The sequence below is a fragment of the Nostoc sp. C110 genome, from assembly GCF_043099725.1.
In the GTDB taxonomy this organism is placed as follows: domain Bacteria; phylum Cyanobacteriota; class Cyanobacteriia; order Cyanobacteriales; family Nostocaceae; genus Nostoc; species Nostoc muscorum_A.
This window is the reverse complement of sequence record NZ_CP171148.1, coordinates 1,401,446-1,426,955: the sequence shown is the minus strand read 5'-3', so window position 1 is coordinate 1,426,955 and position 25,510 is coordinate 1,401,446. Positions and strand designations below refer to the sequence as shown.

The window sequence follows — 25,510 nt, the reverse complement described above, 5'->3', positions numbered from 1 at the left end:
CCCAACATAAATAAGGTGGTAATGTTGGGTTGCGTTTCACTCCACCCAACCTACATCAATATATCTTTTAAAAAACTCTAGGTTTCAACATAGATGAGGTTTAGTTTGATTTTATTGTGCCAACTTACTTAATAGCTAACTTTCACTAATTAACTGTAGCAAGGCTTCTGTTGATATCTTGCCACTCATCTCGGTACCTTCCAACAGGCTATCTGCCAAATCTCGCTTTTGGTGATGTAATTCCACAATTTTTTCTTCAATAGTATCCTTTGCTACCAAGCGATAAATTGTCACCGGGCGTTGTTGCCCAATGCGATGGGCGCGGTCTGAGGCTTGGTCTTCCACTGCGGGATTCCACCAAGGGTCTGTATGAATCACATAATCAGCCGCAGTTAGATTAAGTCCTGTCCCCCCTGCTTTGAGACTAATGAGAAATACATCCCCTGAACCAGCTTGGAACGCATCGACCCGTTTTTTGCGCTCTGCCACTGAAGTACTGCCATCTAGATATTGATAACTAATACCTTGCTGTTCGAGGTAATCGCGGATGATGTGCAAATGGTCAACAAACTGACTAAACACTAACGCTTTATGACGATTTTCCAGCAGTTCACCCAGCACCTCGCCAAAAAGTTGCAATTTGGAACTGGGTAATTCAGTACCAGGCATCACTAAGCTAGGATTACAGCAAGCGCGACGCAGTTTCATAATCTCAGCTAAAACCTGCAAATGTTTCTTTCCTGCTTCTGCATCACTTTCGGTAAGTTTAGATATTGCTTGACGGCGCAATGCTTCATAGAATGCCTTTTCCTCTCGACTTAACTCTACATGAAGGAGAATTTCGGTACGAGATGGCAACTCTTCTAATACTTGATTTTTTGTCCGTCGCAACAGAAATGGTTGAATCAGTTTTTTGAGTTTATTACGTGCAAGTTTATCTTGATATTTTTCAATGGGGGTAGCAAAGCGTTGATTGAAGCTTTCAAAAGAACCCAATAACCCAGGATTAATAAAGCGGAACAAATTCCACAACTCACCCAGGTGATTCTCAATGGGAGTCCCAGTAGTCAGCAACTTAAAATTAGATTTTAGGTTCATGGCTGCCTGAGAACGTTTAGTGGTCATATTTTTAATTGCCTGGGCTTCATCTAGGACAATAGTTTGCCACTGTACCTGAGAAAGCATTTGCGCTACTTCTTCCTGCTGTAATAAACCATAACTGCATACCAACATATCCAACGGTTGTAAACCATCCAATAATTTTTGGCGGTTAGCACCAGAAAATTGAATAATATTGAGAGTTGGGGCAAACTTCTGCGCTTCACTCACCCAATTCATACATACAGAAGTGGGGGCAATAATTAGGGTTGGCCCTTCATGGGCATTTCTGAGAATGACCGCCAATGCTTGCAAGGTCTTACCGAGTCCCATTTGGTCTGCTAAACAAGCACCCACACCCCAATGTGCTAGTCGCGCTAGCCAACAGAAGCCTTCCATTTGGTAGTCACGTAGTTCTGCTTGAAGGGTAGATGGCAGTTCCGGCTGGAGGTTTTTCACCTCATGGAGACGCTGGATATGTGTTTTCCAGTGTTTATCTGCTTTTACCTTACCTACCTCATCGACAAAATCTTCTAACCCTAATGTTGCTAATGGGTGAAAACGAATACCTTTACTATGTTTTTCCGAAAACATCCGTAATTCGTCGAGGCGTTTCCGAAAAGCTTGAGTTAAAGCCAAAAATTGACCATCACCAAGGGGGATAAATCGGCTGGGGGTTTTCTCTAATAGTTCTAGTAGTTGCTGCATATCCAGCACTAGGTCGTTATTTAATTTCAACTCCCCTGTGGCTGCAAACCAATCTTGCTGACGTTGAATTGATAAATTAAAGTCTTTCAAGTCGGCATTATGGCTAACACGCAGTTTTTCTCCTTGTGGCCATTCTATGACTACGTTATTTCCCAGTGCTTGCAGTTCTAGCAGCAGTTCTAAACAGTCTTCGGGTTCGTCTATAATCCATTCACCATCTTGTTCTTCAGTTCGAGTCAAGGTGGCGCAGGCGGCTATAGCATCTTTGGCAAGTTGCTTTTCTTCAGACAAATTTCGTCTGGTTTGGAGACGTTTACCATCAATCTCGGCAATTACAGTTTCACCACCTGTTCCAGGACGGTAGTAGGGGCCACCTTGGGCAAAGGGACGTGACAAAAGGCTGATTTTCAAGCCGGCATTGGCAGGTAAAAGATGAATATGGGGGAGAGTTTGGGCGGCTACTTCTTCTGCACCTTCTGAACCGCCACCAATGTCAGAATGTACGGTAACGATGCCAGAGACGGCATTTATGGCTGCTAAAACTTGCTTTTCTGCGATCGCAGGTACATTTAATTTATTATCTATACCAATAATCTCTGCAATGCGTCTATGTTCGGTAGTAATTTCAATGACCTTGATGCGGGTTGGGGTTTCTTTGATATGCAGAATATTCTGTGATTCTGGTAATTTGGGAGAAAATTCCAAGGTGAGACGGCCAAGTTTTTCTTTTTTAACTAGTAGTTCTGGTTCTCCCTTGACAATTTCTACACGGATAGTAGGTGTATCTTCCCAAAAAACCAACGGGTGTCCAATTAAAGCAGAGATGGCTTTTTCACCGAAGGTATAATCAACTTTGCCGTAATAGCCTTCACTATATACCTCAATACAACTACATACCCGCATATCTTGGGGTGTGATGTAATCAAACTCAGATAATGCACTGCTTAGACGCTTGAGGGCTATGGGGCGACCTTTACTCCATTCTCCTTTGGCATTAACTTTTTGTTCCTTTGGTTGCAAGACACATCTGCTGGGATAGAAGGTAATGAACCATGCTAAACGCAGTTCCGATTCTGGTTTTCCTGGTGTTTGTGGTTCTTTTTGGAGATTTGCCAAGGCATTGAGGCACATTTCCCAAGCTTCTTGGGGTCGAATTAAGTCTACGATGGTTTGGATATTGCTATCTTCTCGCAGTGCCTCTGCAAGTTGTTTATAGTTACTACTAGGTTTGAGTCGGGATAGGAGTTCTGCGGTTTCCATTGCCAACCAGTGATAACCGGAGGTGAGCGATCGCCGATACAATGGTTCTAATAAATTAGGTAAACGTTTTTTAGCACTCTCAGCATCCATCCAGTAAAGGCATAGCGAACAAAATAATGTTTGTAAGCTATTTTCTTCTTCCACGGAAGAAATATGACCACTGACTACAAATTGTTTTTGAGTAATATCACCTTGGTGGACTTGCAGTACCATTTTCAGTCTGCCATAAGTGAACCTGAGCCAATGATCTGATTGACGGGACATCAAACTGCTATACTCTTCTGCTTCTTTGAGGCTTTGCGCTGAACCATCTTTTAAAAGTGCGAGGATGAAAAATAAGCCCCCAATTGTATTGAAATATATTTGGCGTTTGCCTGTAGCCTTTTTGATGGCTTTCAGGGCATCTTTATAATATTTGATGGCTTGTTCATTATCACCCCGCAGAAAACTTAACCAACCCCAAAAGATCGCAGCGTTATTTTGATATTCATTCGATATTCGCTCTAGACTTTCTTGTGCTTCTTGGGTACAACCCTGTAACAACAGTTGTTCTGTCAAAATCAGATGTAGATAATCTGAGCAATGTTTTCCAGGTGTAGAACATTCTTCTTCTAGCAGCATCAACGCATCTTCAGAAGCGGATAATTTTAAGGCTGAATTGAAGAGGATACTGGATATACCACTTTCATATAATCCTTGTGGTAAGGAGTTAAACCAATCTGCATCAAATGGATTATTGTATATTTGCTCAAAGATATTCTCTATTACTATTTTTTCTTCGCTATCACTGTACTTCTGATAAGCTTCAATTTGCTGATTAATAAAACTAAGGTCTTGGCGATAAATACCAATGCGGATTTCTCTGATACACTGGCGTAAGTTGTAGAAGATCCGAGAATCTCTGTTCCAGTGAGTACGTATTGGTAGCTTCTCCTCTACTGCTGTGACGAGGATTTCAAACTGTCCGGTTTGTACAGCATGACGAGTAGCAATTTCTGTGAGTAACGGATGACATTCAGCACCTTGCCTGTTTTCCTGTATTAACAAGCCTGCTTTTAACAATTTATCAATTTGGGGACTAAGGGTTTTAGTACCCAAAGGTTTATTGTTTTCATCTAAAGCGTCAGTTTTACTAAGACAACTTACAAATGAATTTTTGTCTATCGGTGCATAAATTACCGAAAATAATTGGATAATTTTTTGTATGGAAGGATGTAATTTGAAGTATTTATCCGCGAGTTGTGTTTGTAATTTTGCGGTATCAGTTGCTAAATTAATCATACTATTGGTCTGTTAAGTGAAGTTTGAAGGGTAAAGGAACGAACCACAGAGGCGCAGAGGGCACAGAGTCAGAGAAAAAAGAGATGTTTAAGAAGTGTCTCACCCGTCAAAGTTAGCTTGACAGACTACTATTTATTCAGTTCTTTAAATAATTCCATTAATTTACGTTTCCGTCCATGAGCCGCTTCTAGTTGTGAGCGATAAGCAGACCATTCAGCTTTTTGTCCTAGTTGGAGATACGCAGCTTTTGCTTTTTTGAGCCAATTAACCGCAGCGTCATAACGGTCAGCTTTTCCTTGTTCCATAATTGGTTCTGCCCGTCTGCGAGCGTTATCAATTACCCAATCTGGACGATGGTAAACTGCTGCATCCATGACTCGATGTACCAATTCTGAAGCATAGTAAGTATCTCTTTCTACTGTTTTAATTGCATCATCAATTAATCCTTCATGGAGGAAAATATCAACTTGAGCTTCTTTTATTCCCCAATCTGGCTGCTCTCGTAGTGTTTGCAGTAAATCTTGTTTGACTGTCAACCAAATTTCTCCTGCATAGTCTTGAATCTTACCATAGTCTCGAAACGATGGTCTGATTTTAAAAGCAATGATGCTGGCAGTTAAGGCAGTGGCATTATCTTCTAATCCTTGGGCTAAATCACTTGTCCAAGTAGCAAATTCATATAAACAGTTACCTGTTAAATTGATACCAGCTTGGCATATTTCCAATGCTTCAACTAAATACCCATCTTCCCGCAATATTTTTGCCAGGGCAAAACCCTCTTCTGCTTTTTCCATCAGGATTTTAGCCGCAGACATTGCCTCTTCTACTCTTCCCAAAACGGCTAATTGCGTTAGGTATTGCAGAGTCATTTCTTCTACTAAAGCTAGATTTAAATACTCTGTATAACGATTTTGACGTTCAAGAATTTGCAAGCGAATCAATGCTAAATCATCAGCAAAGCTTGGTCGTTCATTTTCCCAAAGTTCTGCGGTATCATCTCCTTGCATAATTTGTTGCAGTGGTTCATAATCCCAACCTTGACGCAATGCTTCTAAACTCATACTAAAGTCTGCACTAATTTCGTCTTGCCATGATTCCAACATCAACTGCAAATCTACTATTTCTCCTGTAGACATTTCTGCACACAAAATTGCTTCTGTCCACGCGCTATCAAGAGGTTCGGCGATGGAATAACTGTCTCCACCATAATCTAGCAACTCGTCCCATTCTTGGGCATAAGTTTCGGTAATAGTTTCGAGAATTGCGATCGCATTATTACCATCTCCATTTTCTGCTAACTCCCGCGCTTTCTCAATTACAGCCAGCAAATCATCTGTAAATGGGTCTTCTTCTGAACCATACTCTAATTCTTTCAATCCATCCCGCAAAATTCGCTTGACATGAGATCGAAAAGGTGATGTGTCAATTTTGCTTTGACGGGTAGAAGACTGTTTTGTTTTTGGTTTTGGTAAGTCTATCAAACTGACAAACTCATCAATATCATCAATTATTTCTGGTCTATTTTCCACCAGTTCTTGTAATAATCGCTGAGTTTGAAGAAGATCGAGGCGATTTAATAATTGTTCTAGCGTTGGACGTTCTTCAATGATCTCTGATTGACGCGAACAGCTTAATAAGGTGGCAACGATATGTTTGCACCAACCATCATAATCATAAGGACAGGTACAACAAGCTGAGATAATTCCACCTGCATCAAAATTAATACTGACTTGATATGGTGTAATTTCGCCGCCTTCTACCTCTGCTTGAATTAGATTACCGCGTTTTTTGAGATCAGCGATCGCACCCCTGCGGTAATATTCTTCACCACGACTGTAGGATGAAGCGTTGGAGTTATGACGGATTATTGCTTCAGAAATTCCTGGAATCGACATAGCACCCAAGTATTTTATTTTTAGCTTACGTTTAAACTGCCTTTATTTTCTCTTGTGTCTGCATCTCACTTAAATCCCAAGTTGTCTTAGTAAAGACTATTTTGATTTTCGTGCTGCAAAGTATTTCTCACTCCAATAGCATAGCCACACCCGCAACCTTACGGAATCTGCTATTTTTTACACATTGAAAGGGCTAATTCTAAAAAAGTCAAAGGCAAAATTCGTTTTTAGTCTGTGTCAAAATAACAGGAATCAGCATCACCTAATCACAGTGTATATCAAAGATATGAGTCAAACACAGCAAATTATTTCCACTGTGCGCCCTTGCAAAATCGACAGCGCTACAGCAAGAGACTCAGTGGATTTAGTAGTCGTAATTGATACTAGCCCTTTAATAAAAGATGAAGCTTCCAACTTTAGCAATGCTGCATTTCTCTTTACATAGTTTGGTTTTATTGTGCCAACTTACTTAGCGTTGGTGAATCTGTGTTGAAACCTAGAGTTTTTTAAAAGATATATTTACGTAGGTTAGGTGGAGTGAAACGCAACCCAACATTACCACCTTATTGATGTTGGGTTACGCGATCGCTTGACTTTTAAGACAGTCGCTACACATTTTTATTTTTTGGGCTTAACCGAAATTTGTGTAGAGACGTTGCAATGCAACGTCTCTACAAAGATTCATATATCTAAGGGACTTCCAAGAAATAAATTATCCAAATAAACGAACCACAGAGACACAGAGAACACAAAGAGAGGAGAAATAGAGAGAGTTTTTTCATCAGTTTTAGGACATTTTTTTATTTGGAAGTCCCTAATCATCAACAAAATCGTTCTGTTCATCAACAAACCCATGCGTTTCATCAACAAAATCGTTCTGTTCATCAACAAACTTATGCGTTTCATCAACAAAATCGTTCTGTTCATCAACAAACCCATGCGTTTCATCAACAAAATTGTTCTGTTCATCAACAAACTCATGCGTTTCATCAACAAAACCATAATTTTTGTGAGAAATACTGGTATCTCTATCATATTAGACACCAACCTGTGAGGATTTTACTGAACTAAAACACCGCTTTAGTAAGGCAAACTAGCTCTAAAGCAATAAAAAGGATACATTTATGCCTGCTCAAAAACGTACATACCGCGTTTTAGAAAAAGCTGAATTAAGAGTGGCTGGACTTAAAGCAATTGATCCCAGCATGGATTTTGGGGATGCTCGCAACTTGCAAAACATGACACAACTAATTGAGCAGTACCGTAGCAAAATAGATGCTTATAATACTGCTTTAGCCGTGATTAACTCTTCTAGGACTGAGATGGAAGAATTGGACAAAGCTTTAAGTGACATAACTGAAAAAATGCTGATTGGAGTTGCTTTTAAATACGGCAAAGATAGCCGTGAATATGAAATGGCGGGTGCTGTTCGTAAAAGCGATCGCATCCGTAAAAGCAGAGCAACACGCTTAAGGGCGACTCCAAAAGAATTAGCCAGTGAAAATGCTAAAACTGCATATCTTAATGGACTAAATGGAGCGATCGCAGAATAAATCCATTCTTGTACAAAGTATGGAAACGAGTAAATGGTTAATTTTAACTCTCCACCCCCTACTCTCCAACCTTTTTCCACGGTAGTTTAATTGTAAATCGACTACCTTTCCCTAACTGACTTTCGGCGTGGACAGTACCACCATGCAACTCGACGATTTTTTGCACCATCACCAATCCTAAACCAGTACCCGCAGAACGACGGGTAGAGGCATTTTCAACTTGGATAAAAGGTTGAAATAATCGGAAAAGGTCATCGGAAAGCATACCAATACCCGTATCTACCACGCTAAAAAAGATATATTCATTTGTGGAATTTGGCTGAACTTCAATCCAAACTTTGCCTCCGTCGTGAGTAAACTTGATAGCGTTGTTCAACAGGTTGATAAATACCTGGCGGATGCGGCGCTCATCAACTTGGATAGGTTCGAGTTCTTCAGGGATTTGTACACTCAGTTGGATATTTTTTTGTAACGCTAAATTTTTGACGAAACTGAGACTAGAGTCACATAATTCTGGAATGGAAGTAGCCGCTAGTTGCAGTTCTATCTTGCTAGATTCGATGTCGGTAAGCTCAAGGATTTGGTTAATCAATTCTAGTAAGTTCTTACCGCTCGATTCGAGGGTATTTAGAAACTGGCGCTGTTCTTCGGTTACAGTACCGTAAACTTCATTTTGGAGTGCTTCTGCAATTTCAAGAATGGAGCTTAAGGGAGTCCTCAATTCATGGCTCATATTTACCAAAAAGGTTTTTTTGGCACGATTTGCAACTTCAGCAGCTTCTTTCGCCTCACGCAGAGCGGATTCTGCACTTTTGCGATCGCAGACTTCTAAAGTTAGAGCAACAAATTCAGCTATTGAGCTAACTAAGTTTTGCTCACTCACTTCCCATATCCGAGGAATATCAATTTGTTCATACAATATTGTTCCCACCACTTCGCCCCCAACCCAAATGGAGGTATTAATTAGGGATACAATATTTTTTGTTTCTAGCAGTTCATCCCATAATTCTTGTATCCGTAGATCGGTGCGAGTATCGGTGACAGCGATGATGCGGGCAGATGTCAGAGATTTAAAGTAGATGGGATAATCTGCGCGATCGCGTTCTAAACCTGCCGAATGTTTTTGATTGCTACGTTCGTAGAGACTTATACATTGTAGCTTAGTGTGTTGACGCAGCCTGTCGTCAGCATCGCTATTGAATAACCACACACTTACTCGTTCTACCTCTAAAGCATTCGCGGCTTTTTCGGTAATAACTTTGAATGCTGTTTCCAGATTTCCTTCTGAAATTGCCCTATGATTTGCCAGTTCTGCCAATGCCCGATTATGCTTTTCTAGCTTTTGCTGACTGCTAATACTTTTTTGAATCTCTTGCTGTAATTCTTCAGTTCGCTGTTTAACTTGCAATTTTAACTCTTCATTTTTAGTAATCTGTGCAGTAAAGGTTTTACGTAAATGCTGCATCATCTCGTTGAAAGATTCACCCAGCATTTCTACTTCTTTAATGCCTGGTACAATCACCACCGAGTCTTCAACCTTAGTGAAATCAGCTAAATCTTTTGTCGCCGTGCTGAAGTACAAAATTGGCTGAGTTATCCAACGGGCGGTAACAATTCCTAGTAAAATAGCTAATCCCAACGCTCCCAGACAGAGAAAAATTGTAGTTTGAGTGTTGCGATCAATTTGCCCCATAAAATCTGCTTCTGGGACAGCTACTACAATTAACCAGTTAACATTTGGTTCGCCCTGTAACGGTCTAATTTCTAAAAATTGCCGTTTGCCGTCAAAGGAAAAATCTAGTTGCTGTAAACTCTTAATTTGGTCAAAGTTAGTAAATTTAGTTTCTAAATACTTAGCGCTTGCTTGAGTAAAAGCATTTCCGCTTTGGGAAGCTGCCAACCTAATTGGTTTACCATTTTGTAGGCGGAATGGTTCTTCCGTTGTGGAACTTGCGACTAATAGCCCCGATCGCTCGATAATAAAAACTTGTCCAGACTTGCCAACTTTAATATTTTGTAGCAAATCCCCAATTTGTGATACATGAGTTAAAGCGCTGTTGACACCGAGTAACTCACCTTGGGAGTTATATATAGGTTGAGATGCACTAATCAGCAGCGTTGGTTCGGTGATGGATGTAAAAATCTGACTAAAGCTGAATTTTTTAGCGGTAACTGCTGCTTGATAATTAGGACGCGATCGCGCATCATAGTTTTTGATTACCTCTGGTAGCTGGGTACGTTGACCAAAAGAGTCAATTTTGTAGGTGTAGAGGTCGTAACCAGTTGACTTATCAGCTTTTCTGAGTAAATATTGGCGATCGTTGAGCTTTTCTACCGCTAAGTGTTCTTGCTGTTCATTGCTTGCGGTTAAAGCAACAGCATCAGGAAAAATCTCTAACTGCTTGATTAAGTATGACTCCCAAGTTGCCAGATTTTCCATCTTCAGCAACCCGATATCAATGACATTTTGATTACCGCGCAGTACTTGACGCGGAGTTGAGAGATAAGCCTGTAAATTTTGCTCTACTCGATTAGCGACTTCATAACGCAATTCGCTAGCTACCTCATTGACTGCCTTTTGCCCATTGCGGATTGATAAGTATGCAGTCAATCCCACAGCTAGCAAGATTTGCAGCACAAATAACGCTACGAGAATGCGACGTAGAGGCACACCTTTAAATAAGGAAAAAACACCATTTTGACCAATATTTTTGTTCATAAGCCCACTCTCCCTTCCTGTCCTATAGTAGTGAGTACAACACCTCGACTTCTCTGGTCTGCGGGCTTATACATAGTTTGTACTCGGTCGGATCAAGTGCCAATATACCACTTTTGGCAAAAGAACAAAACTTTAACCTGTGATTTTACCTGCAATGTGAATTTCATCGAATTAACATTTTCAGCCTAGCTCAGGGGTTGTTTCAAAACTGCCTAGCTGTAATTTTAGACATTTATTAATTTCTCCTAACCCTCTTTAAAAAGAGTGAGCATTACCCAATACAGTTCACATAAGACCAAAACACTTGTAGAGACGGTGATTTATCGCGTCTTGAAAACCCAAAATTTTTGCCAGTAGCCCTTAACCCAAGCGTATTGGAGCATTACCCAGATTTTTATAGATAAACTTGAAATTTTATTCAAAGCAAGGAGAGCTTCTTTTACCGAAAGGCTGCTGTATTGATTTGGTTGCAGATATCTACCCAAGCTTGATCTCGTTTTCCTCCCATAATGGTGTTTAATGGGCGATCGGTAGGGTGTGCTGCTTGATATTTTTCAATTGCTGTTGCTTTGTAGTTGCTAGCACGCAAAGGTATCCAAAGGATTTTGACTCCCTCGGCTTTCGCTGCTTCTAACAGAGGTGGTAACTCATTTTGACTAATAAACTTTGATGCGAGGAAGTTTGGACTTACCAGCAACACTGCTACTTTTGCAGATGCCAAAGCTGCCTGGATTTCATCTCGCCACACAGCACCAGGCTTGATCTGGGTATCATCCCAAAGTTTGAGATTTTGTTCTCTAATTAATGGTTCTAGATGAGTTTTGAGGTCATCGAACCACTTTTTATCTTTGTGACTATAGCTAATAAAAACTTGATTTCTGGTTACGGGTTCAGACATGGGTATTTCTAAATTTGGTGGAGTTGCTAAAACATCATCAATCAGTCTCCGGACATCTACCATATCACCGCTATCCTGGCACTGGATTTGGTAGCGATTATTATCCCTGAATTTGTACAACACGTCTCGGTTATAAAAATGAGGATTTTGACTATCATTACAGTTTTTACAGTTACAAGGAACAAGCGTTTGATATTGCAGACGTTCGTAAGACTTATGGATTTTTTCTAGTTCATTGGTAATAACTGCTAGCAGTTCTTTTTTGCGGTTTCCTGCAACGCGGACTTTAATTTCTCGTTGATTGTAGTATTCAATCACTTCAGCACGGCTTTTGTATTTAGCAAGAACAACGCCTGTTTTCCAAACTAGGGTTTGTTGTTCAATATCAGAGTGCATTTCGACTATAAAGCGGGTAAGAATACCTTTCGGCATGAAGTCATATTTATAGCGCAGAATTAGGTTATTGGATTCATCCCAATTGAAATCAGGTTGATTGACAGAGAGTAATTGAGGTGCAATATAAGTGCCGGGACGACTAGGGATTTCATAGGACAGTTTAAATTTCATCATTAGCCGCAACAGTTCTGGTCGCATATCGGCATATTTGTCTTCATGCCAAATGTTTGCTAAATCATTGCGATCAAATTGTCCCAGTTTTTCAATTACGTGGGGATTATCTAACACTTTGTAAACGGCATCTGTACCCCAAGTAGGTTTGAGAATAACGGTTTTTATTAAAAAGTCATCATCTTGGAAGTGAAGGCATACACCCAAATCATGCAGATAGTCACTGAGTTGGAGTTTGTCCTCTTGTTTAGTAAAACCATGTTTTTGGCAGATGTTTAGATAATCTTTCAAGCTAATATATTCGCGGGAGTCTCCTTCTAAAGCTTCCCGCACTTTAACCCAGGTTTTAGGGAGTTCTATTCCTACATGAGGTAAGTTAGTAATATAATGCTTAATTTTATTTAAGATTTCTGGGAAACCGCGATCAGTGGCTAAGTTTGTAGTAAGTGTTTCCTTAAAATTAGTGAACTCGCGCCGTAACTCCCGCTCGTTTATTTCTCGTTTGCGCTCCTGCTTTTCATTTTTGACAATTAACAAAGGACTATTACCGCTCAATAACTCAACCACATTTAACCAGTAGTAAAAATCTGTGTCTTCTTTGCGAGTATCAGCAACCAAGGCATAAAGAGAGCGTTTTGTAAGGAAAAATTGGTGGGTAGCATGGTAAATTTCTTGACCACCAAAGTCCCAAATATTGACCTGAAATTCTCTGTTATTGTCAAGCAAGAACTTCCATTGAATAACATCTATGCCTTCGGTAGTATTTTCATCTTGTTGTAACGTATATTTATTGTCTTGAATTTTTTTGGCTAACGTAGTTTTACCTGCACCACCTTCTCCCACAATGATTAATTTAGCTTCATAGAGGCGATCAGTTTCTTGTTCTAGTTGCTGCCTGCAAAAGTCAAGAATTGCTTTAAACCCTTTCTTGATAATTTCTGGTGGAGGTGATTCTAAAGGATTGTCGTTGAGGTCGAGGGATTGCAGATTGGTGAGTTGGCCAATTTCCGGTGGCAGACTGCTCAATTTATTACTGCCCAGGTCGAGGGTTTGCAGGTTGGTGAGTTGGCCAATTTCCGGTGGCAGACTGCTCAATTTATTACTGCCCAGGTCGAGGGTTTGCAGGTTGGTGAGTTGGACAATTTCCGGTGGTAGACTGCTCAGTTGATTAGCGCCCAGGTCGAGGGTTTGCAGGTTGGTGAGTTGGACAATTTCCGGTGGTAGACTGCTCAGTTGATTAGCGCCCAGGTCGAGGGTTTGCAGGTTGGTGAGTTGGCCAATTTCCGGTGGTAGACTGCTCAATTGATTACTGCCCAGGTCGAGGGTTTGCAGGTTGGTGAGTTGGACAATTTCCGGTGGTAGACTGCTCAGTTGATTACTGCGGAGGTCGAGGGTTTGCAGGTTAGTGAGTTGGACAATTTCCGGTGGTAGACTGCTCAGTTGATTACTGCGGAGGTCGAGGGTTTGCAGGTTGGTGAGTTGGCCAATTTCCGGTGGTAGACTGCTCAGTTGATTACTGCGGAGGTCGAGGGTTTGCAGGTTGGTGAGTTGGACAATTTCCGGTGGCAGACTGCTCAGTTGATTGTAGCGGAGGTCGAGGGTTTGCAGGTTAGTGAGTTGGCCAATTTCCGTTGGCAGACTGCTCAGTTGATTACTGTAGAGGTAGAGGGATTGCAGGTTGGTGAGTTGTCCAATTTCCGGTGGCAGACTGCTCAGTTGATTACCCCAGAGGTCGAGGGTTTGCAGGTTGGTGAGTTGTCCAATTTCCGGTGGCAGACTGCTCAGTTGATTACCCCAGAGGTCGAGGGTTTGCAGGTTGGTGAGTTGGCCAATTTCCGGTGGTAGCGTTGTTAAGCTTTTGTAAGAAAGGTCTAATTCTCTTGCCTTGCGATTAGCAGCTTTTTGAATAATTTGCAGCAGTTCTTCGTTAGTCATTTCGGGTTTTACAGAGGCGATGCCTGACGACGAGTTGCTGCTTGGACGCGCAGCAGAGAAATTAAGCTAATTAATAATGTACCCTGTATCAAGGATTGCATCAGGGCAATGTGCGTTAGCGTAGCTCGTCGTAGACATCGCAAGTTAAAAGGGCAGTTAGAAACCGCGTCTACACAGTCAAAACCCACCTTTCCTTCCCTACGGGACGCTGCGCGAACGGAACGCTACGCGAACGTGGGTTAAGGAACCCTTGATTTTGATTAGTCCACAGAGGTGGACTTTGTTTGTATAGCCCCGATTTCTAATCGCCTGCTATATTTACTTTTTGTATTTAACTTTAATATTGTTGTGTGACCCTATGTAAATTGATGGCTATAGCTTTCCACATTGCCCAGCTTCCATCCAATGTATAAATATGCCAGAAACTAAATCAAGTCCTCATACACATACAAACACATCAACCAAAGCAGAGACCTTACCTGCATTTGTTATCTCCTCTTCTACCTCTCAAGAAATTTACGATGTTGTAGTGGTTGGCGCTGGACCTATTGGGTTAGCAACTGCCATTGGCTTACGTAAACGTGGAATTGAAAATGTCCTTGTCATCGATCAAACTCGCGCCTTTCGTCAAATTGGACAAACATTGGATCTTCTCCCCAATGGATTAAAAGCTCTCAAACTTTTAGATCCTAACGCTTACGAAGAAGTCAAAAATACTGGACTGGGTTTATTGAATCCCAAGCAGTCTAATGATCAGGAAACTGTCGAACCTACTCAAAAGCAACAGCCTCCAAAGGCTTCACCCCAATGGGTTTACAAAAATTTGCAGGGCGAGATAATTCGGTCAAATTCACTTAGTTTTGATGACTGGTTTAAAGATTATGGCGAGGGTCGAGTGTCAATTTCTTGGTACAACTTACAGACAACCCTCAGACAGCTACTTCCACCAGACCTAGTTAAAGCTAATCACCGTTGTATTAATGTTGTGAATGAGCCGGAAAAAGGTTGTGTCCGCATAGATTGTGTAGGTGATACAGCAATAGAAACCAACCCTTATGCCTATTGGACAGATGGGCAGAAAGATAACGATCCGCAGCCTCAAAACTCAGATATTCTCCCCCAAGAATTAGCAACGAAATCCATTAGAGCTAAACTAATTGTCGCAGCAGATGGGATTAATTCTACAGTTCGTAGGCTGCTTTACACAGATACTCAATATGATGATTTTGCCAAACCTGAATACTCTGGGTTTGCAGCTATATTTTGTATGGAAATAGCTGAAGTACCAAAGGAATTATGGACAAAACTAGAAAAAAATTTCTTTCAAGACTCACCACTTGTAACAATCACTAATGATGAAATAACTGGAAATTCTGTTTGTATAAATAACATCAGGATAATATTATTTCGCAGACCAACTGGTGAACTTGGGTACATAATACATCTTGCTTTGCCTTTAGACTCGTTGCAAGAAAAATCTGAAAGTTCTTTAATTGATTTAGCTTTACAAGAGTTGGAAAAAGCAGGTTTTCCTGATGCGCTCAAGCAATTAGTGGGTATGTCTCCTCCTGCCAAAATGCAGCAGCGTCCATACTACATTCACCCCGCTAGCATTTTGGATTCTCTACAAGTTTCTAACCCAACTGACCTCAATATAGAAGCTAATCCTGCCAAAATTCCACCAGCCTGGAGTGTAGGGCGAATCGTCTTAGTTGGCGATGCCGCACATGGAATGCCTCCCTTCATGGCTCAAGGAGCTAATCAAGGATTGGAAGATGCGCTAATAGTTACAACACTCATCGCTAAAATTGCTGAGGAGAATAACTGGAACGATCTACAAGCTATAGCCAAAGCCTTCGAGAAATATGAGAATCTTCGTCGCCCATTGATGGTATACGTCCAAGAAGCAACATTAAAGCGATCGCCCCATTCGTCAGATAAAGAGTGGGAAGACTACAGCCAACAGATGTATTGCCGCAATTTCGACCAAGTAATAGAGGCGTTGTAGTTTACCGCCTGTGAAAAATTTTGATTAGAATGCAGATGTCCACTAGGCGGCAATACTGCGTAGGTTTTGAGTCGATCCCCCCAACCCCCCTTAAAAAGGGGGGCTAAGAATGTCTTATTTTCCCCTTCTTAAGGCAGGGGACTAAGAATGTCTTATTTTCCCCCTTTTTAAGGGGGATTAAGGGGGATCTCCAATGACTATGCACCTTAATTTACGCAGTATTGCACTAGGCGGCGTGCTGTCTATCCACGTAAATCCAGAAGATAATCGATGAGTAATCAACTACAAGACTACAATCCTAGCGGCGTAGGTGAAATAAATGGCAACCTCTTAGGTTTGCCCTGCGATTATGAGTCTGCAAACCTGATTGTCTTTGGTGTGCCGTGGGAAGTCACTGTTTCTTATGGTGCAGGCACAGCTAATGGCCCCCAGCGAATTCTTGATGCTTCAACTCAACTAGATTTATTCGATTTTGATAACCCTAATGGTTGGAAGCAGGGAATTTTCATGGTAGAAATTCCCCAAGATATTTTAGAGAAGAATACATACTACCGCGCCTTGGCAGCACAAATTATTGAGCGATTAGCCCAAGGTAAAGAACTCTCAGATACACCAGATTTAACATCTGTCCTTACAGAAATTAATCAGGCTGGGGAACAGGTAAATCAATGGCTGTTTGAAAATTGCCAAGAAGCAATTAACAAGGGTAAGGGAGTCGCAGTTATTGGTGGAGATCACAGTTCGCCGTTAGGTTATTTCCAAGCATTAGCAGCTAACTACGCCAACTATGGCATTTTGCACATTGATGCCCACGCAGATTTACGCGATGCCTACGAGGGATTTGAGTTTTCCCATGCGTCGATTATGTTTAATGCGATGAAAATACCGCAAATTTCCAAGCTAGTGCAAGTGGGTTTGCGTGATATTAGTCATGATGAAGTGCAAATGATTGACCAATCTGATCGTCGCATTATTGCCTATTACGACCCAGCCATTAAACAAAAGCTTTACTCTGGAACAACTTGGCTTGATTTATGCCAAGAAATTATCAGTCATTTACCTGAGTATGTTTACATTAGCTTTGATGTCGATGGTCTAGATCCAAAACTTTGCCCAAGTACAGGTACTCCTGTTCCCGGTGGATTGGAATTAGAGCAAACATTTTTTCTGTTCCGGGAATTAGTCAAAAGTGGTAGAAAAATTATTGGCTTTGATATTTGCGAAGTCGGTGATGCAGAGTGGGATGGTAATGTTGGAGCGCGGGTAGTTTACAAGCTGGCAAATTTGATGGATTTGTCCAAACAGAATTCGTAATTATTGAGTTCCTAAAATCGTTCGACTGAGACTTTCTGCGATCGCTCAGTCGATCCAACTTCACACTGTTCGCGTAGCATTCCACAGGAAAGTCCAAAATCTAAAATTAAATCACAAGTCCCCGACTTGATTGCTGGAGTCAATCTAAAATTTTTTGAATAACCTTGCTTTACTATCTAAAAATTTTAAGATAAAGAATAGCCCGTTGCTTTGTGAACGTATTGCACAACTTTTTGATATGATTCGGGATTACTCACAGGATTAATGATGATGGGGATAGTGCCATCTGGCAACCAGAAAGTTATCCTGCCATTCGGTTCATGACAAAAGGAACTGATACAGTTGAGATTAATTACATATTCGTTTTTTTCGTAAAGGATTTTCACCCAGTGGGCATGATCTAATTCTAAACTTGTCACACATTCTAAATAATCGAGAATCTTTTGATAATCTTCTAGGTTACTTTGTGGATTAATGACTATTGGAATGGCACTATCGGGTAGCCAAAAAGTAACCCTGCCATTCACTTCATAACAAAAAGCATGGACACGTTCAAAATTCACCACATATTCTCTCCTCTCGTAAAGGATTTTCACCCAGTACGCCACAACATCTCCTCAAGTCCGAAATTTACGAATGATGCACCCTGTATGTCCAAGTCTACTGAAGCCTTAAGTTTTTGTTGCTGTGTACCAATTCAAAATCAAATTAATTTGTTTGAATTATGAATTGCTAAGAAACCTCCAATGGTGTTGGTGTACCTGAAGTTGACAAAGAAAGAGCGATCGCTGCTTGAATAAACCCTTTAAATAAAGGATGAGGGCTACTAGGACGCGATTGAAATTCTGGATGAAATTGGCAAGCCAGAAAGAATGGGTGCTTGGGTAATTCCACAATTTCAACTAACTGTCCATCAGGAGAAGTCCCACTGATCACATAGCCGGACTTTAATAAGAGATCGCGGTAAGCATTGTTGAACTCATAGCGATGTCGATGTCGTTCATAAATTACATCTTCTTGATAAAGCTTGAAAGCCAATGTATCAGGAAGAACACGACAAGGATATAGCCCCAAGCGCATTGTACCCCCTAAATCCACAACTTCCTGCTGTCCTGGCAATAAATTAATTACCGGATTCGTTGTATGAGCGTCAAATTCAGCACTATTAGCATCTGTTAATCCCCCTATGTGCCTAGCCCATTCAATTACAGAGCATTGCATTCCCAGGCATAAACCCAAAAAGGGAATTTGGCGATCGCGTGCGTATTTAATAGCGGCAATTTTGCCATCCACTCCCCGAACCCCAAAACCTCCTGGCACAACTACCCCATCGACACCCCCAAGATGAGTTTCGGCTGATTCATTTTCCAAATCTTCTGAGTTCACCCAACGCAAGCGCAGTTTGCCATAAGTGGAAATTGCTGCATGGTTTAATGCTTCCACGACAGATAAATAGGCATCACTTAACTGCACATATTTGCCGACAATGGCAATTTCTAGCTCATGCTTGGGAGTATGTAAGCGTTGTACCAAGGTTTGCCACTGCGTCAAATCTGGTTGGCGTTGCTCCATTTGCAACAAGTTCAGCACTTGTTCTGCCATTCCTTCCCGTTCTAGATTTAGGGGTACTTCATAGATACTTTTGGCATCTTGAGAAGTAATGACGCATTCTTCGGGCACATCGCAAAATCCCGACAATTTTTGCTTTAATCCCTTGGGTAAGGGGCGATCGCTCCGACAAACTAAAATATCTGGTTGAATACCAATGGATCTGAGTTCTTTAACTGAATGCTGTGTTGGCTTAGTTTTCATCTCACCCGCAGAAGCAATCCACGGTACCAACGTTACATGCATATACAGTACATATTGCCGCCCAACCTCTTTGCGGAACTGGCGAATCGCTTCCAAAAACGGCAGTGATTCAATATCTCCCACCGTCCCGCCAATTTCTGTAATTACTACGGACGGATTTGTACTTTTAGCAACTCGCAGAATCCGCTCTTTTATTTCATTGGTAATATGAGGAATAACCTGTACAGTGCCGCCATTGTAGTCTCCGCGTCGCTCTTTATTAATGACTGCCTGGTAAATCGAGCCAGTAGTCACACAGTTCAAGCGCGACATTGAGGTATCGGTGAAGCGTTCGTAATGCCCCAAGTCTAAATCTGTCTCCGCACCATCCTGGGTAACGAATACTTCCCCATGCTGAAAAGGGCTCATTGTCCCAGGATCGATATTGATATAAGGGTCGAGTTTGAGAATCGACACCGAATATCCGCGCGACTTGAGCAAACGCCCTAGACTTGCTGCTACAATGCCCTTACCAATACTGGAAACTACGCCTCCAGTTACGAAGATAAACTTAGTCATAGTAGTTTGAATTTCTAACAACTTCTAAAAATACATCCCGTCATTGTGCCACAGTTATTGTGGTGTAATCTTCTATGATTTGCTGTGAAAAACCTTTTAGGATTAGTAATATTAGGCTGTATTCTCACATCCTCCGTAGCATTGGCAGAGCCATCTCTTATAGTCGTTTTTCCCAAGACAAACTACCAGACGAGTTCCCAAAAAATCTTTTTTCTGGGGACTGCACCACCAGATGGTGAGGTTTTGATCAATAGTAAGCCAATTAACCGCAGCAAAGCTGGTCATTTTTCCCCTAGTTTCCCCTTGCAGTTGGGAGAGAATCTTTTTACTGTGCGTCGCCAGAATCAAGAACTTAAGATTAAGGTGATAAGGGTTAGCACTAGCCCTGAACTACCACAGGGGGTAGCCTTTGCTAAAGATTCCTTGACTCCCGCAGCTGATATTGCCAGACTACCAGGAGAACTAATTTGTTTTAGCGCGTTAGCGAAGCTTCCCGAAGGGATCGCACCCCCTAACGCCAATGTCTCTGTAACCCTGGCTAATCAAACGATTACCCTTTTACCTCAACCTCAACAGGCACAACTACCAAGTAATTTGGCAGCTCTGACAGGGCAAAATCAGCCTTATGCCCAGTCTAGCGTAGGCAATTATAAAGGTTGCACCACAGTGGCTACAGCCGCCGATCTGGGAAAACCTCAGTTTCAACTAACACTCAATGGCAAGACGATAACTCAACCAGGGACTGGTAAAATTCAAATCCTCTCAAGAGCAGAGTTGCCGGTTTCTGAGGTTACAGTAGAGTCAGGGGTTGCTCGCACTGGCCCAAGCACCGATTATTCTCGACTCACACCACTGCCTAAAGGCACACGCGCAACAGTAACAGGTAAGGAAGGTGAATGGTTGCGCCTAGACTATGGCGCTTGGATTAATAGTCAGGAAACTCGCATTCTACCTGGTGCAATTCCGCCACAAACAATAATTCGCAGTGTCGGATACCGTCAACTCCCTGGTGCGACAGAGATATTTTTCCCCTTACAAGTTCCCGTACCTGTGAGCGTGCAACAAAGTGAGAAAGCTCTCGCTCTCACTCTCTACAATACTACTGCCCAAACGGACATTATTCGCCTGGATGATGACCCTCTAATTTCTCGGCTAGATTGGCAACAGGAGGCTCCAGAACAAGTAAAATACACCTTTAACCTCAAAAAAGCTCAACAGTGGGGATATAAGCTGAGATACGACGGTACAACCCTGGTTTTGGCTTTGCGTCATCCGCCTAATATTGGGAACACAAGACGCAAGCCTTTAGCTAATCTCAAGATTGTACTCGATCCAGGGCATGGCGGTAAAGAATCTGGTGCCAGTGGCCCAACTGGATATTTAGAAAAAGATGTGAATTTGGTGGTATCTAAGTTGCTGCGGGACGATTTGGTGAAGCGAGGAGCAACGGTAGTGATGACGCGGGAGGACGATAAGGAGGTTTCTCTAGCAGAACGTCAGGCAATTATTAGTAAAGAAGAACCTGCGATCGCTCTTTCCATACATCACAACTCCTTACCCGATGATGGCGATGCTGAAAAAACCAAGGGATTCGCCGCTTTTTGGTATCAACCCCAAGCCCACAGCCTGGCAATATTTTTACAGACCTATGTTGTTAAAAAACTCGGCAAACCTTCTTATGGTGTGTTTTGGGACAACCTAGCGCTGACACGCCCAGCAGCTGCGCCATCGGTGTTACTGGAATTGGGTTTTATGAGCAATCCCGATGAATTTGAGCAGGTAGTGAACCCAAAAGAACAGAAGAAAATGGCTGATGCGATCGCTCAGGGGATTACTGAGTGGTTTAAAAGCGTTCGATAGATCGGGAGTTAAACTTACGAGCTATAGCAATCCTATTTCTTGCGCCAAACTAAAAACTATAGGGACAATTCATGAATTGCTCCTATAGGGTTTTGGCTATTATTTGCATAAGTCCTGGATTTGTGAAAATTCGCGGTATTCAGATCGCCAACTTCGTGAAAGTTGTCAGCGATTTAACTTTTCAGTGCTTCTACCATGCCAAAACAACTTTGATTGCGGCTAAAAATATATCAAATCTTATATTTTGAAACCGTATGTATTTTAAAATCGGCGGTATGGTGGGAGCGATCGCTATTTTCTTGAGCAATGGTAGTGCGTTCACCGGAGGTGTTGGCGCAGCGTTCGCCGAAGGCGTTGGCACAGCCATCGCCCAAGATGCACAAAGATATATTACTGTGGGGCATGATAAATTAGGAAACAGCGTAGCTTTAGATACAAAAACTATTAAGGGTACAACGTATAAACTTTACGGTATGTACGGAGATGGCATCTTCGAGACTACATTTGATGCATCATGTTCCGAATCACGGCTTTTTCGGAATCACATTGCCATTTACAGTTCAGAGGGACAGCTACTTCAAGAGGATAAGGAGAAAGGAGAAATACCTTTTGTCGCCAATTCTTCACCAGGCAAAGGAATGAAAATTGTTTGTCAAAAGATTGGGGCCCTTGGTTGGTAAGTTAAGTAGGGAATGCCCCATTCCCCATTCCCAATTCCCAATGCCCAATTCCAGTAGAAAATACTAAGGACAAAACAACGTGTCACGCGTATCTCTTCCTGTGGTTGGATTAGTGCCTTTGGCAAGTTTGCACAATTTTTTTTGCTCATCCGAACGCAGCAGCGTATCGGTAAAATCTGCCCCGTCAATGATTGCGCCATCAAATCTGGCGTTAGCAGCAAAAGCACCCTCTAACAGTGCATTTGTCAAATTTGCCCTAACTAAACGAGCCGAGTCTAAAGTGGAATTTCTCAAGTCAGCTGCCTCTAAATTTGCAGACTCCAAATTTGCTGCAAAGAAACTGACACCGTTTAAATTAGCATGGCTGAAGTTACTCTGGCGAAGATTAGCTTTGGTAAAGCTGGAATCTGTTAAATCACGTCCTGAAAAATCAGCCTCGACCAAAATTTCTTTATTATATTCAAGTGCCAAAGCTGTTGGAGCAAAACCGAGCGTTGCGGTGATGCTAATCATTCCCCACAAGAATAAGCTGAGTATATTTGTCCAAAAGTGATAGTCAGTCTGACGCTTCAACCCGAATTGTGTTCGGGATGAGTCGAGTTTAGAACCTGCTGTGCAATCGCTTAACCTAGAATTCATAGAATTTATCATATTTTTCGTCAATGGCTAACCTTCCTCCATCTCATTATCCAGATATTGGTCATTTAGGAGAAGACCTAGTTGCCCAATGGTTGCAATCTACAGGTTGGATAATTCTGTATCGTCGCTTTTCTAGCCGTTATGGAGAAATCGATATTATTGCTCAATATAATGGACAAACTGGGGAAAAACTTCTTACTCAGCAATCCTTACAGGCTAAACGCCCCGCTACCGCTAACAGCACTCAGCACTCATTATTGGCATTTGTTGAAGTCAAAACCCGCAGTTCAGGGAGTTGGGATGCAGGGGGAAGAAGCGCCATCACCCCACAAAAGCAAGCAAAAATCTCACGGACAGCTGGAATATTCTTAGCCCAATACCCTGAAAAGGCGGATTATTCTTGCCGATTTGATGTTGCTATTGTCTACTGTCAAAGGATATCAAAAAATCAGACTGCGGTTATAGCAACTCAGGAAGCTCTTGCTACTTCATCAACAGCTGAATATAAGTTTAAGCTGCAAGAATACATTCTGGCAGCTTTCGACTCTTCAATTGATAATGGTTAATTGGTAATGGATAAAATATCTTGATTACCAATAATTATCTACTGGCGTTACAACCAAACGGTATTACGCCAAAGTTTCTGGACAGTAGCCTAAGCCCCGGACAAACTGTTGCCGGAAAGCTTCGATTTCGTCTCTCTCTGGACTACCATGAGAAACGATCGCTACCTGATAGCGACGCATCACGTCCACAGGGCATTGTCCCGCTTCTAAACTCCAAAGTGCCATTTGCACCCTCATTGGTGGCTCATAGCTAATTCCTAATTCATTTAGAAAAGCCCGAAAGTCGCCATCTTCTTGGGGCGAGACTTGACCTCTGAGTTTGATCCTAACCACCCAGCCATCAATTTGATGAATTACGGTGACGAACGAAACTGGTGTCTGGGGTCTAGCGTGCAGGTGTTGAACGACCCTCAGGGTTAGACTGGCATTTGCCAGATAGTACAAGTATTCCATGTTTGTTGGTGCTTGGGATCAAAGCCAATCCTACATATCTATATTCGTCAATCAGTGCCTGTTCCCGGTAGGGTAAAAGCCCCCGTTTTTAGATGGGGAGGTTTACCCAATTTTTATGTTAATTTTTCCGTGTTACTTAATAGTAACAATCTTATAGCCTCGCGACAAAATTGGGCAAAGATGCCTTAAAGTTCCTTTAGAAGGGAAAGCTAAAAACAGCTTTTTGTCAGAGAGTATAAATACTAAATAAAGCAAAAACTAGTAGAAGCCAAGTTGAAAGATACATCTAACCCCAAAGAAAAAAATTTTGAATTAGATTGCTCGGTAGCAGGCTATGACTACACACTACCTCCAGAACTCATTGCCCAAAACCCAGCAGTTCCTAGAGATAGTTCCCGGTTACTGGTAGTTAATTCTCCCACTACAGGCGCTGAAACAGAAGCATCTCACCATATTTTCCATGATTTGCCTGCACTGCTACGCTCTGGTGATTTGTTGGTCATGAACAATACAAGGGTTATTCCAGCTCGGCTTTATGGTCATAAAACCACTGGTGCTAAAATCCAGGTGTTGCTGTTGGAAGAACGGCAGTATAACTGTTGGTTAGCTTTAGTTAAGCCAGGAAAAAGCTTCAAACAGGGAACAAAGATTATTTTTGAAGCAAAGCAGGGGATTGGGGATTCAAAAGAGGCAGAGGGGCACGGTGCTGGGGGCAGAGGGGAAAACTCTTCTCCCTGCTCCCTTGATTTTTCCCCAGTAAGCAGTCAACAACTCACGGCTACGGTTTTAGAAACAGATGCAGCAACTGGGGGGCGTTTGTTGCAATTTGATGTGCCAGAGGGAAAGCCTTTGGTGCAACTGTTAGAGGTATTTGGTGAAGTACCGCTACCACCGTACATTACTACCTCTTCAGCTGCTGATGAGCAGTATCAGACAGTTTATGCCGAACAGCCAGGAGCGATCGCAGCACCGACGGCAGGATTACACTTTACTCCAGAATTATTACAAAAGCTGCGCGATCGCAATATCAATCAAGCTTTTGTGACGCTACACGTTGGTGTCGGCACTTTTCGCCCTGTGGAAGTGGAGGACGTAACTACCCACCAGATGCATGAAGAATGGATTGAAGTTCCCGCCGCCACGGTAGAGCAAATTCGCGCCACTAAAGCTGCTGGCGGTCGAATTATTGCTGTGGGAACAACAGCAGTAAGAGCTTTGGAAGGGGCGGCTAAATCTGGGAATTTACAACCATTTTGCGGTAAAACAGACTTGTTTATTTATCCCGGCTACCAATGGCGCGTGGTGGATGGTTTGATTACCAATTTTCACCTACCACGTTCCAGTTTGCTGATGTTGGTAAGTGCGCTAATTGGCAGACAACGGCTATTGAATATATACAACGAAGCGATCGCTTTTGAGTATCGTTTCTATTCCTTTGGTGATGCTATGCTAATTTTGCCGGAAGCCATAAGAGTTCTGAGTCAAGCATGAGGGCAATGTTCCCTGTTCCCTGTTACCTATTCCCTACCTGACTTTGCACGTTATGTGGAAAAGTCCACGAAAAACCTAACCCCCTAACCCCCTTCCCGCATCGGGAAGGGGGAAATTCAAAGTCTCTCTCCTAATAGGAGAGAGATTTAGAGAGAGGTTTTCCAGATGCTGTGAAAAGTCAGATTCCCTACCTACCTACGCAAATACGTTAAGTA

19 protein-coding genes are annotated in these 25,510 nt (G+C 42.0%); 9 read left to right on the top strand and 10 right to left on the bottom strand.

The annotated features are described in order from the left end of the window. Window positions 1-135: 135 nt before the first annotated feature. Entirely contained in the window at window positions 136-4,347 is a 4,212-nt protein-coding gene (locus ACFFRD_RS11700; protein WP_392481592.1) for a DEAD/DEAH box helicase, read from the bottom strand. A 128-nt stretch (window positions 4,348-4,475) separates the two neighbouring features. Beyond that, the gene (locus ACFFRD_RS11695; RefSeq protein ID WP_392481591.1) at window positions 4,476-6,242 is read right to left on the bottom strand and encodes an SWIM zinc finger domain-containing protein; all 1,767 of its coding nucleotides are present in this window, start codon (window positions 6,240-6,242) and stop codon (window positions 4,476-4,478) included. Window positions 6,243-6,528: 286 nt separating this feature from the next. On the opposite strand from ACFFRD_RS11695, the gene ACFFRD_RS11690 reads away from it, so the two are divergent. The 3 genes from ACFFRD_RS11690 (at window position 6,529) to ACFFRD_RS11680 (ending at window position 7,795) form a co-directional block, all read left to right on the top strand. Beyond that, the gene (locus tag ACFFRD_RS11690) at window positions 6,529-6,687 is read left to right on the top strand and encodes a hypothetical protein (protein WP_392481590.1); all 159 of its coding nucleotides are present in this window, start codon (window positions 6,529-6,531) and stop codon (window positions 6,685-6,687) included. Between the two features lie 359 nt (window positions 6,688-7,046). After that, window positions 7,047-7,313 carry a hypothetical protein gene (locus ACFFRD_RS11685; protein WP_392481589.1) on the top strand — a complete coding sequence of 89 codons (267 nt, stop codon included), beginning with the start codon at window positions 7,047-7,049 and terminating at the stop codon, window positions 7,311-7,313. 53 nt (window positions 7,314-7,366) lie between these two features. Further along, the gene (locus tag ACFFRD_RS11680; RefSeq protein ID WP_190932968.1) at window positions 7,367-7,795 is read left to right on the top strand and encodes a methyl-accepting chemotaxis protein; all 429 of its coding nucleotides are present in this window, start codon (window positions 7,367-7,369) and stop codon (window positions 7,793-7,795) included. 58 nt (window positions 7,796-7,853) lie between these two features. Here ACFFRD_RS11680 and ACFFRD_RS11675 read toward each other — a convergent pair whose 3' ends face one another. The 3 genes from ACFFRD_RS11675 to ACFFRD_RS11665 all read right to left on the bottom strand — a co-directional run bounded on the left by ACFFRD_RS11675 (window position 7,854) and on the right by ACFFRD_RS11665 (window position 14,102). Then, window positions 7,854-10,514 carry an ATP-binding protein gene (locus ACFFRD_RS11675; RefSeq protein WP_392481588.1) on the bottom strand — a complete coding sequence of 887 codons (2,661 nt, stop codon included), beginning with the start codon at window positions 10,512-10,514 and terminating at the stop codon, window positions 7,854-7,856. 439 nt (window positions 10,515-10,953) lie between these two features. After that, complete coding sequence (locus ACFFRD_RS11670; protein WP_392481587.1) at window positions 10,954-13,914, bottom strand: COR domain-containing protein; 2,961 nt, start codon at window positions 13,912-13,914, stop codon at window positions 10,954-10,956. A gap of 8 nt (window positions 13,915-13,922) precedes the next feature. Continuing rightward, on the bottom strand, window positions 13,923-14,102 hold the full coding sequence (locus ACFFRD_RS11665) for a hypothetical protein (protein WP_392481586.1): 180 nt from the start codon (window positions 14,100-14,102) through the stop codon (window positions 13,923-13,925). Between the two features lie 227 nt (window positions 14,103-14,329). Here ACFFRD_RS11665 and ACFFRD_RS11660 point away from each other — a divergent pair, with 227 nt between their 5' ends. Further along, the gene (locus tag ACFFRD_RS11660; RefSeq protein ID WP_392481584.1) at window positions 14,330-15,922 is read left to right on the top strand and encodes an FAD-dependent oxidoreductase; all 1,593 of its coding nucleotides are present in this window, start codon (window positions 14,330-14,332) and stop codon (window positions 15,920-15,922) included. Window positions 15,923-16,192: 270 nt separating this feature from the next. Next, a complete protein-coding gene (speB, locus tag ACFFRD_RS11655; RefSeq protein WP_392481583.1) occupies window positions 16,193-17,236 on the top strand; it encodes an agmatinase SpeB in 1,044 nt (347 codons plus the stop codon). An 11-nt stretch (window positions 17,237-17,247) separates the two neighbouring features. Here speB and ACFFRD_RS11650 read toward each other — a convergent pair whose 3' ends face one another. The 3 genes from ACFFRD_RS11650 to ACFFRD_RS11640 form a co-directional block, all read right to left on the bottom strand. After that, window positions 17,248-17,379, bottom strand: a complete 132-nt coding sequence (locus ACFFRD_RS11650; protein WP_392481582.1) for a hypothetical protein — start codon at window positions 17,377-17,379, stop codon at window positions 17,248-17,250. Between the two features lie 42 nt (window positions 17,380-17,421). After that, entirely contained in the window at window positions 17,422-17,844 is a 423-nt protein-coding gene (locus tag ACFFRD_RS11645) for a hypothetical protein (protein ID WP_114084087.1), read from the bottom strand. 124 nt (window positions 17,845-17,968) lie between these two features. After that, window positions 17,969-19,606: a CTP synthase gene (locus tag ACFFRD_RS11640; protein WP_392481581.1), complete on the bottom strand. Its 1,638-nt coding sequence runs from the start codon at window positions 19,604-19,606 to the stop codon at window positions 17,969-17,971. A gap of 84 nt (window positions 19,607-19,690) precedes the next feature. Here ACFFRD_RS11640 and ACFFRD_RS11635 point away from each other — a divergent pair, with 84 nt between their 5' ends. Then, on the top strand, window positions 19,691-21,466 hold the full coding sequence (locus ACFFRD_RS11635; protein WP_392481580.1) for an N-acetylmuramoyl-L-alanine amidase: 1,776 nt from the start codon (window positions 19,691-19,693) through the stop codon (window positions 21,464-21,466). A gap of 254 nt (window positions 21,467-21,720) precedes the next feature. After that, window positions 21,721-22,146: a hypothetical protein gene (locus ACFFRD_RS11630; protein WP_392481578.1), complete on the top strand. Its 426-nt coding sequence runs from the start codon at window positions 21,721-21,723 to the stop codon at window positions 22,144-22,146. A 63-nt stretch (window positions 22,147-22,209) separates the two neighbouring features. On the opposite strand, the gene ACFFRD_RS11625 is transcribed toward ACFFRD_RS11630, so the two are convergent. Beyond that, a complete protein-coding gene (locus ACFFRD_RS11625; protein ID WP_179072936.1) occupies window positions 22,210-22,785 on the bottom strand; it encodes a pentapeptide repeat-containing protein in 576 nt (191 codons plus the stop codon). Window positions 22,786-22,808: 23 nt separating this feature from the next. On the opposite strand from ACFFRD_RS11625, the gene ACFFRD_RS11620 reads away from it, so the two are divergent. Next, window positions 22,809-23,351 carry a YraN family protein gene (locus ACFFRD_RS11620; RefSeq protein WP_392481575.1) on the top strand — a complete coding sequence of 181 codons (543 nt, stop codon included), beginning with the start codon at window positions 22,809-22,811 and terminating at the stop codon, window positions 23,349-23,351. A 63-nt stretch (window positions 23,352-23,414) separates the two neighbouring features. Here ACFFRD_RS11620 and ACFFRD_RS11615 read toward each other — a convergent pair whose 3' ends face one another. Next, window positions 23,415-23,804: a hypothetical protein gene (locus ACFFRD_RS11615; protein WP_069068139.1), complete on the bottom strand. Its 390-nt coding sequence runs from the start codon at window positions 23,802-23,804 to the stop codon at window positions 23,415-23,417. 273 nt (window positions 23,805-24,077) lie between these two features. Here ACFFRD_RS11615 and queA point away from each other — a divergent pair, with 273 nt between their 5' ends. Beyond that, window positions 24,078-25,295, top strand: coding sequence for a tRNA preQ1(34) S-adenosylmethionine ribosyltransferase-isomerase QueA (gene queA / locus ACFFRD_RS11610; RefSeq protein ID WP_392481573.1), 1,218 nt, complete (start codon window positions 24,078-24,080; stop codon window positions 25,293-25,295). Window positions 25,296-25,510: the final 215 nt, after the last annotated feature.

What these genes read in the sequence shown, in the direction of transcription:
- ACFFRD_RS11700 (WP_392481592.1), bottom strand. Translation starts at nt 4,347, where the DNA reads ATGATTAATTTAGCAACTGATACCGCAAAATTACAAACACAACTCGCG.
- ACFFRD_RS11695 (WP_392481591.1), bottom strand. Translation starts at nt 6,242, where the DNA reads ATGTCGATTCCAGGAATTTCTGAAGCAATAATCCGTCATAACTCCAAC.
- ACFFRD_RS11690 (WP_392481590.1), top strand. Translation starts at nt 6,529, where the DNA reads ATGAGTCAAACACAGCAAATTATTTCCACTGTGCGCCCTTGCAAAATC.
- ACFFRD_RS11680 (WP_190932968.1), top strand. Translation starts at nt 7,367, where the DNA reads ATGCCTGCTCAAAAACGTACATACCGCGTTTTAGAAAAAGCTGAATTA.
- ACFFRD_RS11675 (WP_392481588.1), bottom strand. Translation starts at nt 10,514, where the DNA reads ATGAACAAAAATATTGGTCAAAATGGTGTTTTTTCCTTATTTAAAGGT.
- ACFFRD_RS11670 (WP_392481587.1), bottom strand. Translation starts at nt 13,914, where the DNA reads ATGACTAACGAAGAACTGCTGCAAATTATTCAAAAAGCTGCTAATCGC.
- ACFFRD_RS11660 (WP_392481584.1), top strand. Translation starts at nt 14,330, where the DNA reads ATGCCAGAAACTAAATCAAGTCCTCATACACATACAAACACATCAACC.
- speB (WP_392481583.1), top strand. Translation starts at nt 16,193, where the DNA reads ATGAGTAATCAACTACAAGACTACAATCCTAGCGGCGTAGGTGAAATA.
- ACFFRD_RS11640 (WP_392481581.1), bottom strand. Translation starts at nt 19,606, where the DNA reads ATGACTAAGTTTATCTTCGTAACTGGAGGCGTAGTTTCCAGTATTGGT.
- ACFFRD_RS11630 (WP_392481578.1), top strand. Translation starts at nt 21,721, where the DNA reads ATGTATTTTAAAATCGGCGGTATGGTGGGAGCGATCGCTATTTTCTTG.
- ACFFRD_RS11625 (WP_179072936.1), bottom strand. Translation starts at nt 22,785, where the DNA reads ATGAATTCTAGGTTAAGCGATTGCACAGCAGGTTCTAAACTCGACTCA.
- ACFFRD_RS11620 (WP_392481575.1), top strand. Translation starts at nt 22,809, where the DNA reads ATGGCTAACCTTCCTCCATCTCATTATCCAGATATTGGTCATTTAGGA.
- ACFFRD_RS11615 (WP_069068139.1), bottom strand. Translation starts at nt 23,804, where the DNA reads ATGGAATACTTGTACTATCTGGCAAATGCCAGTCTAACCCTGAGGGTC.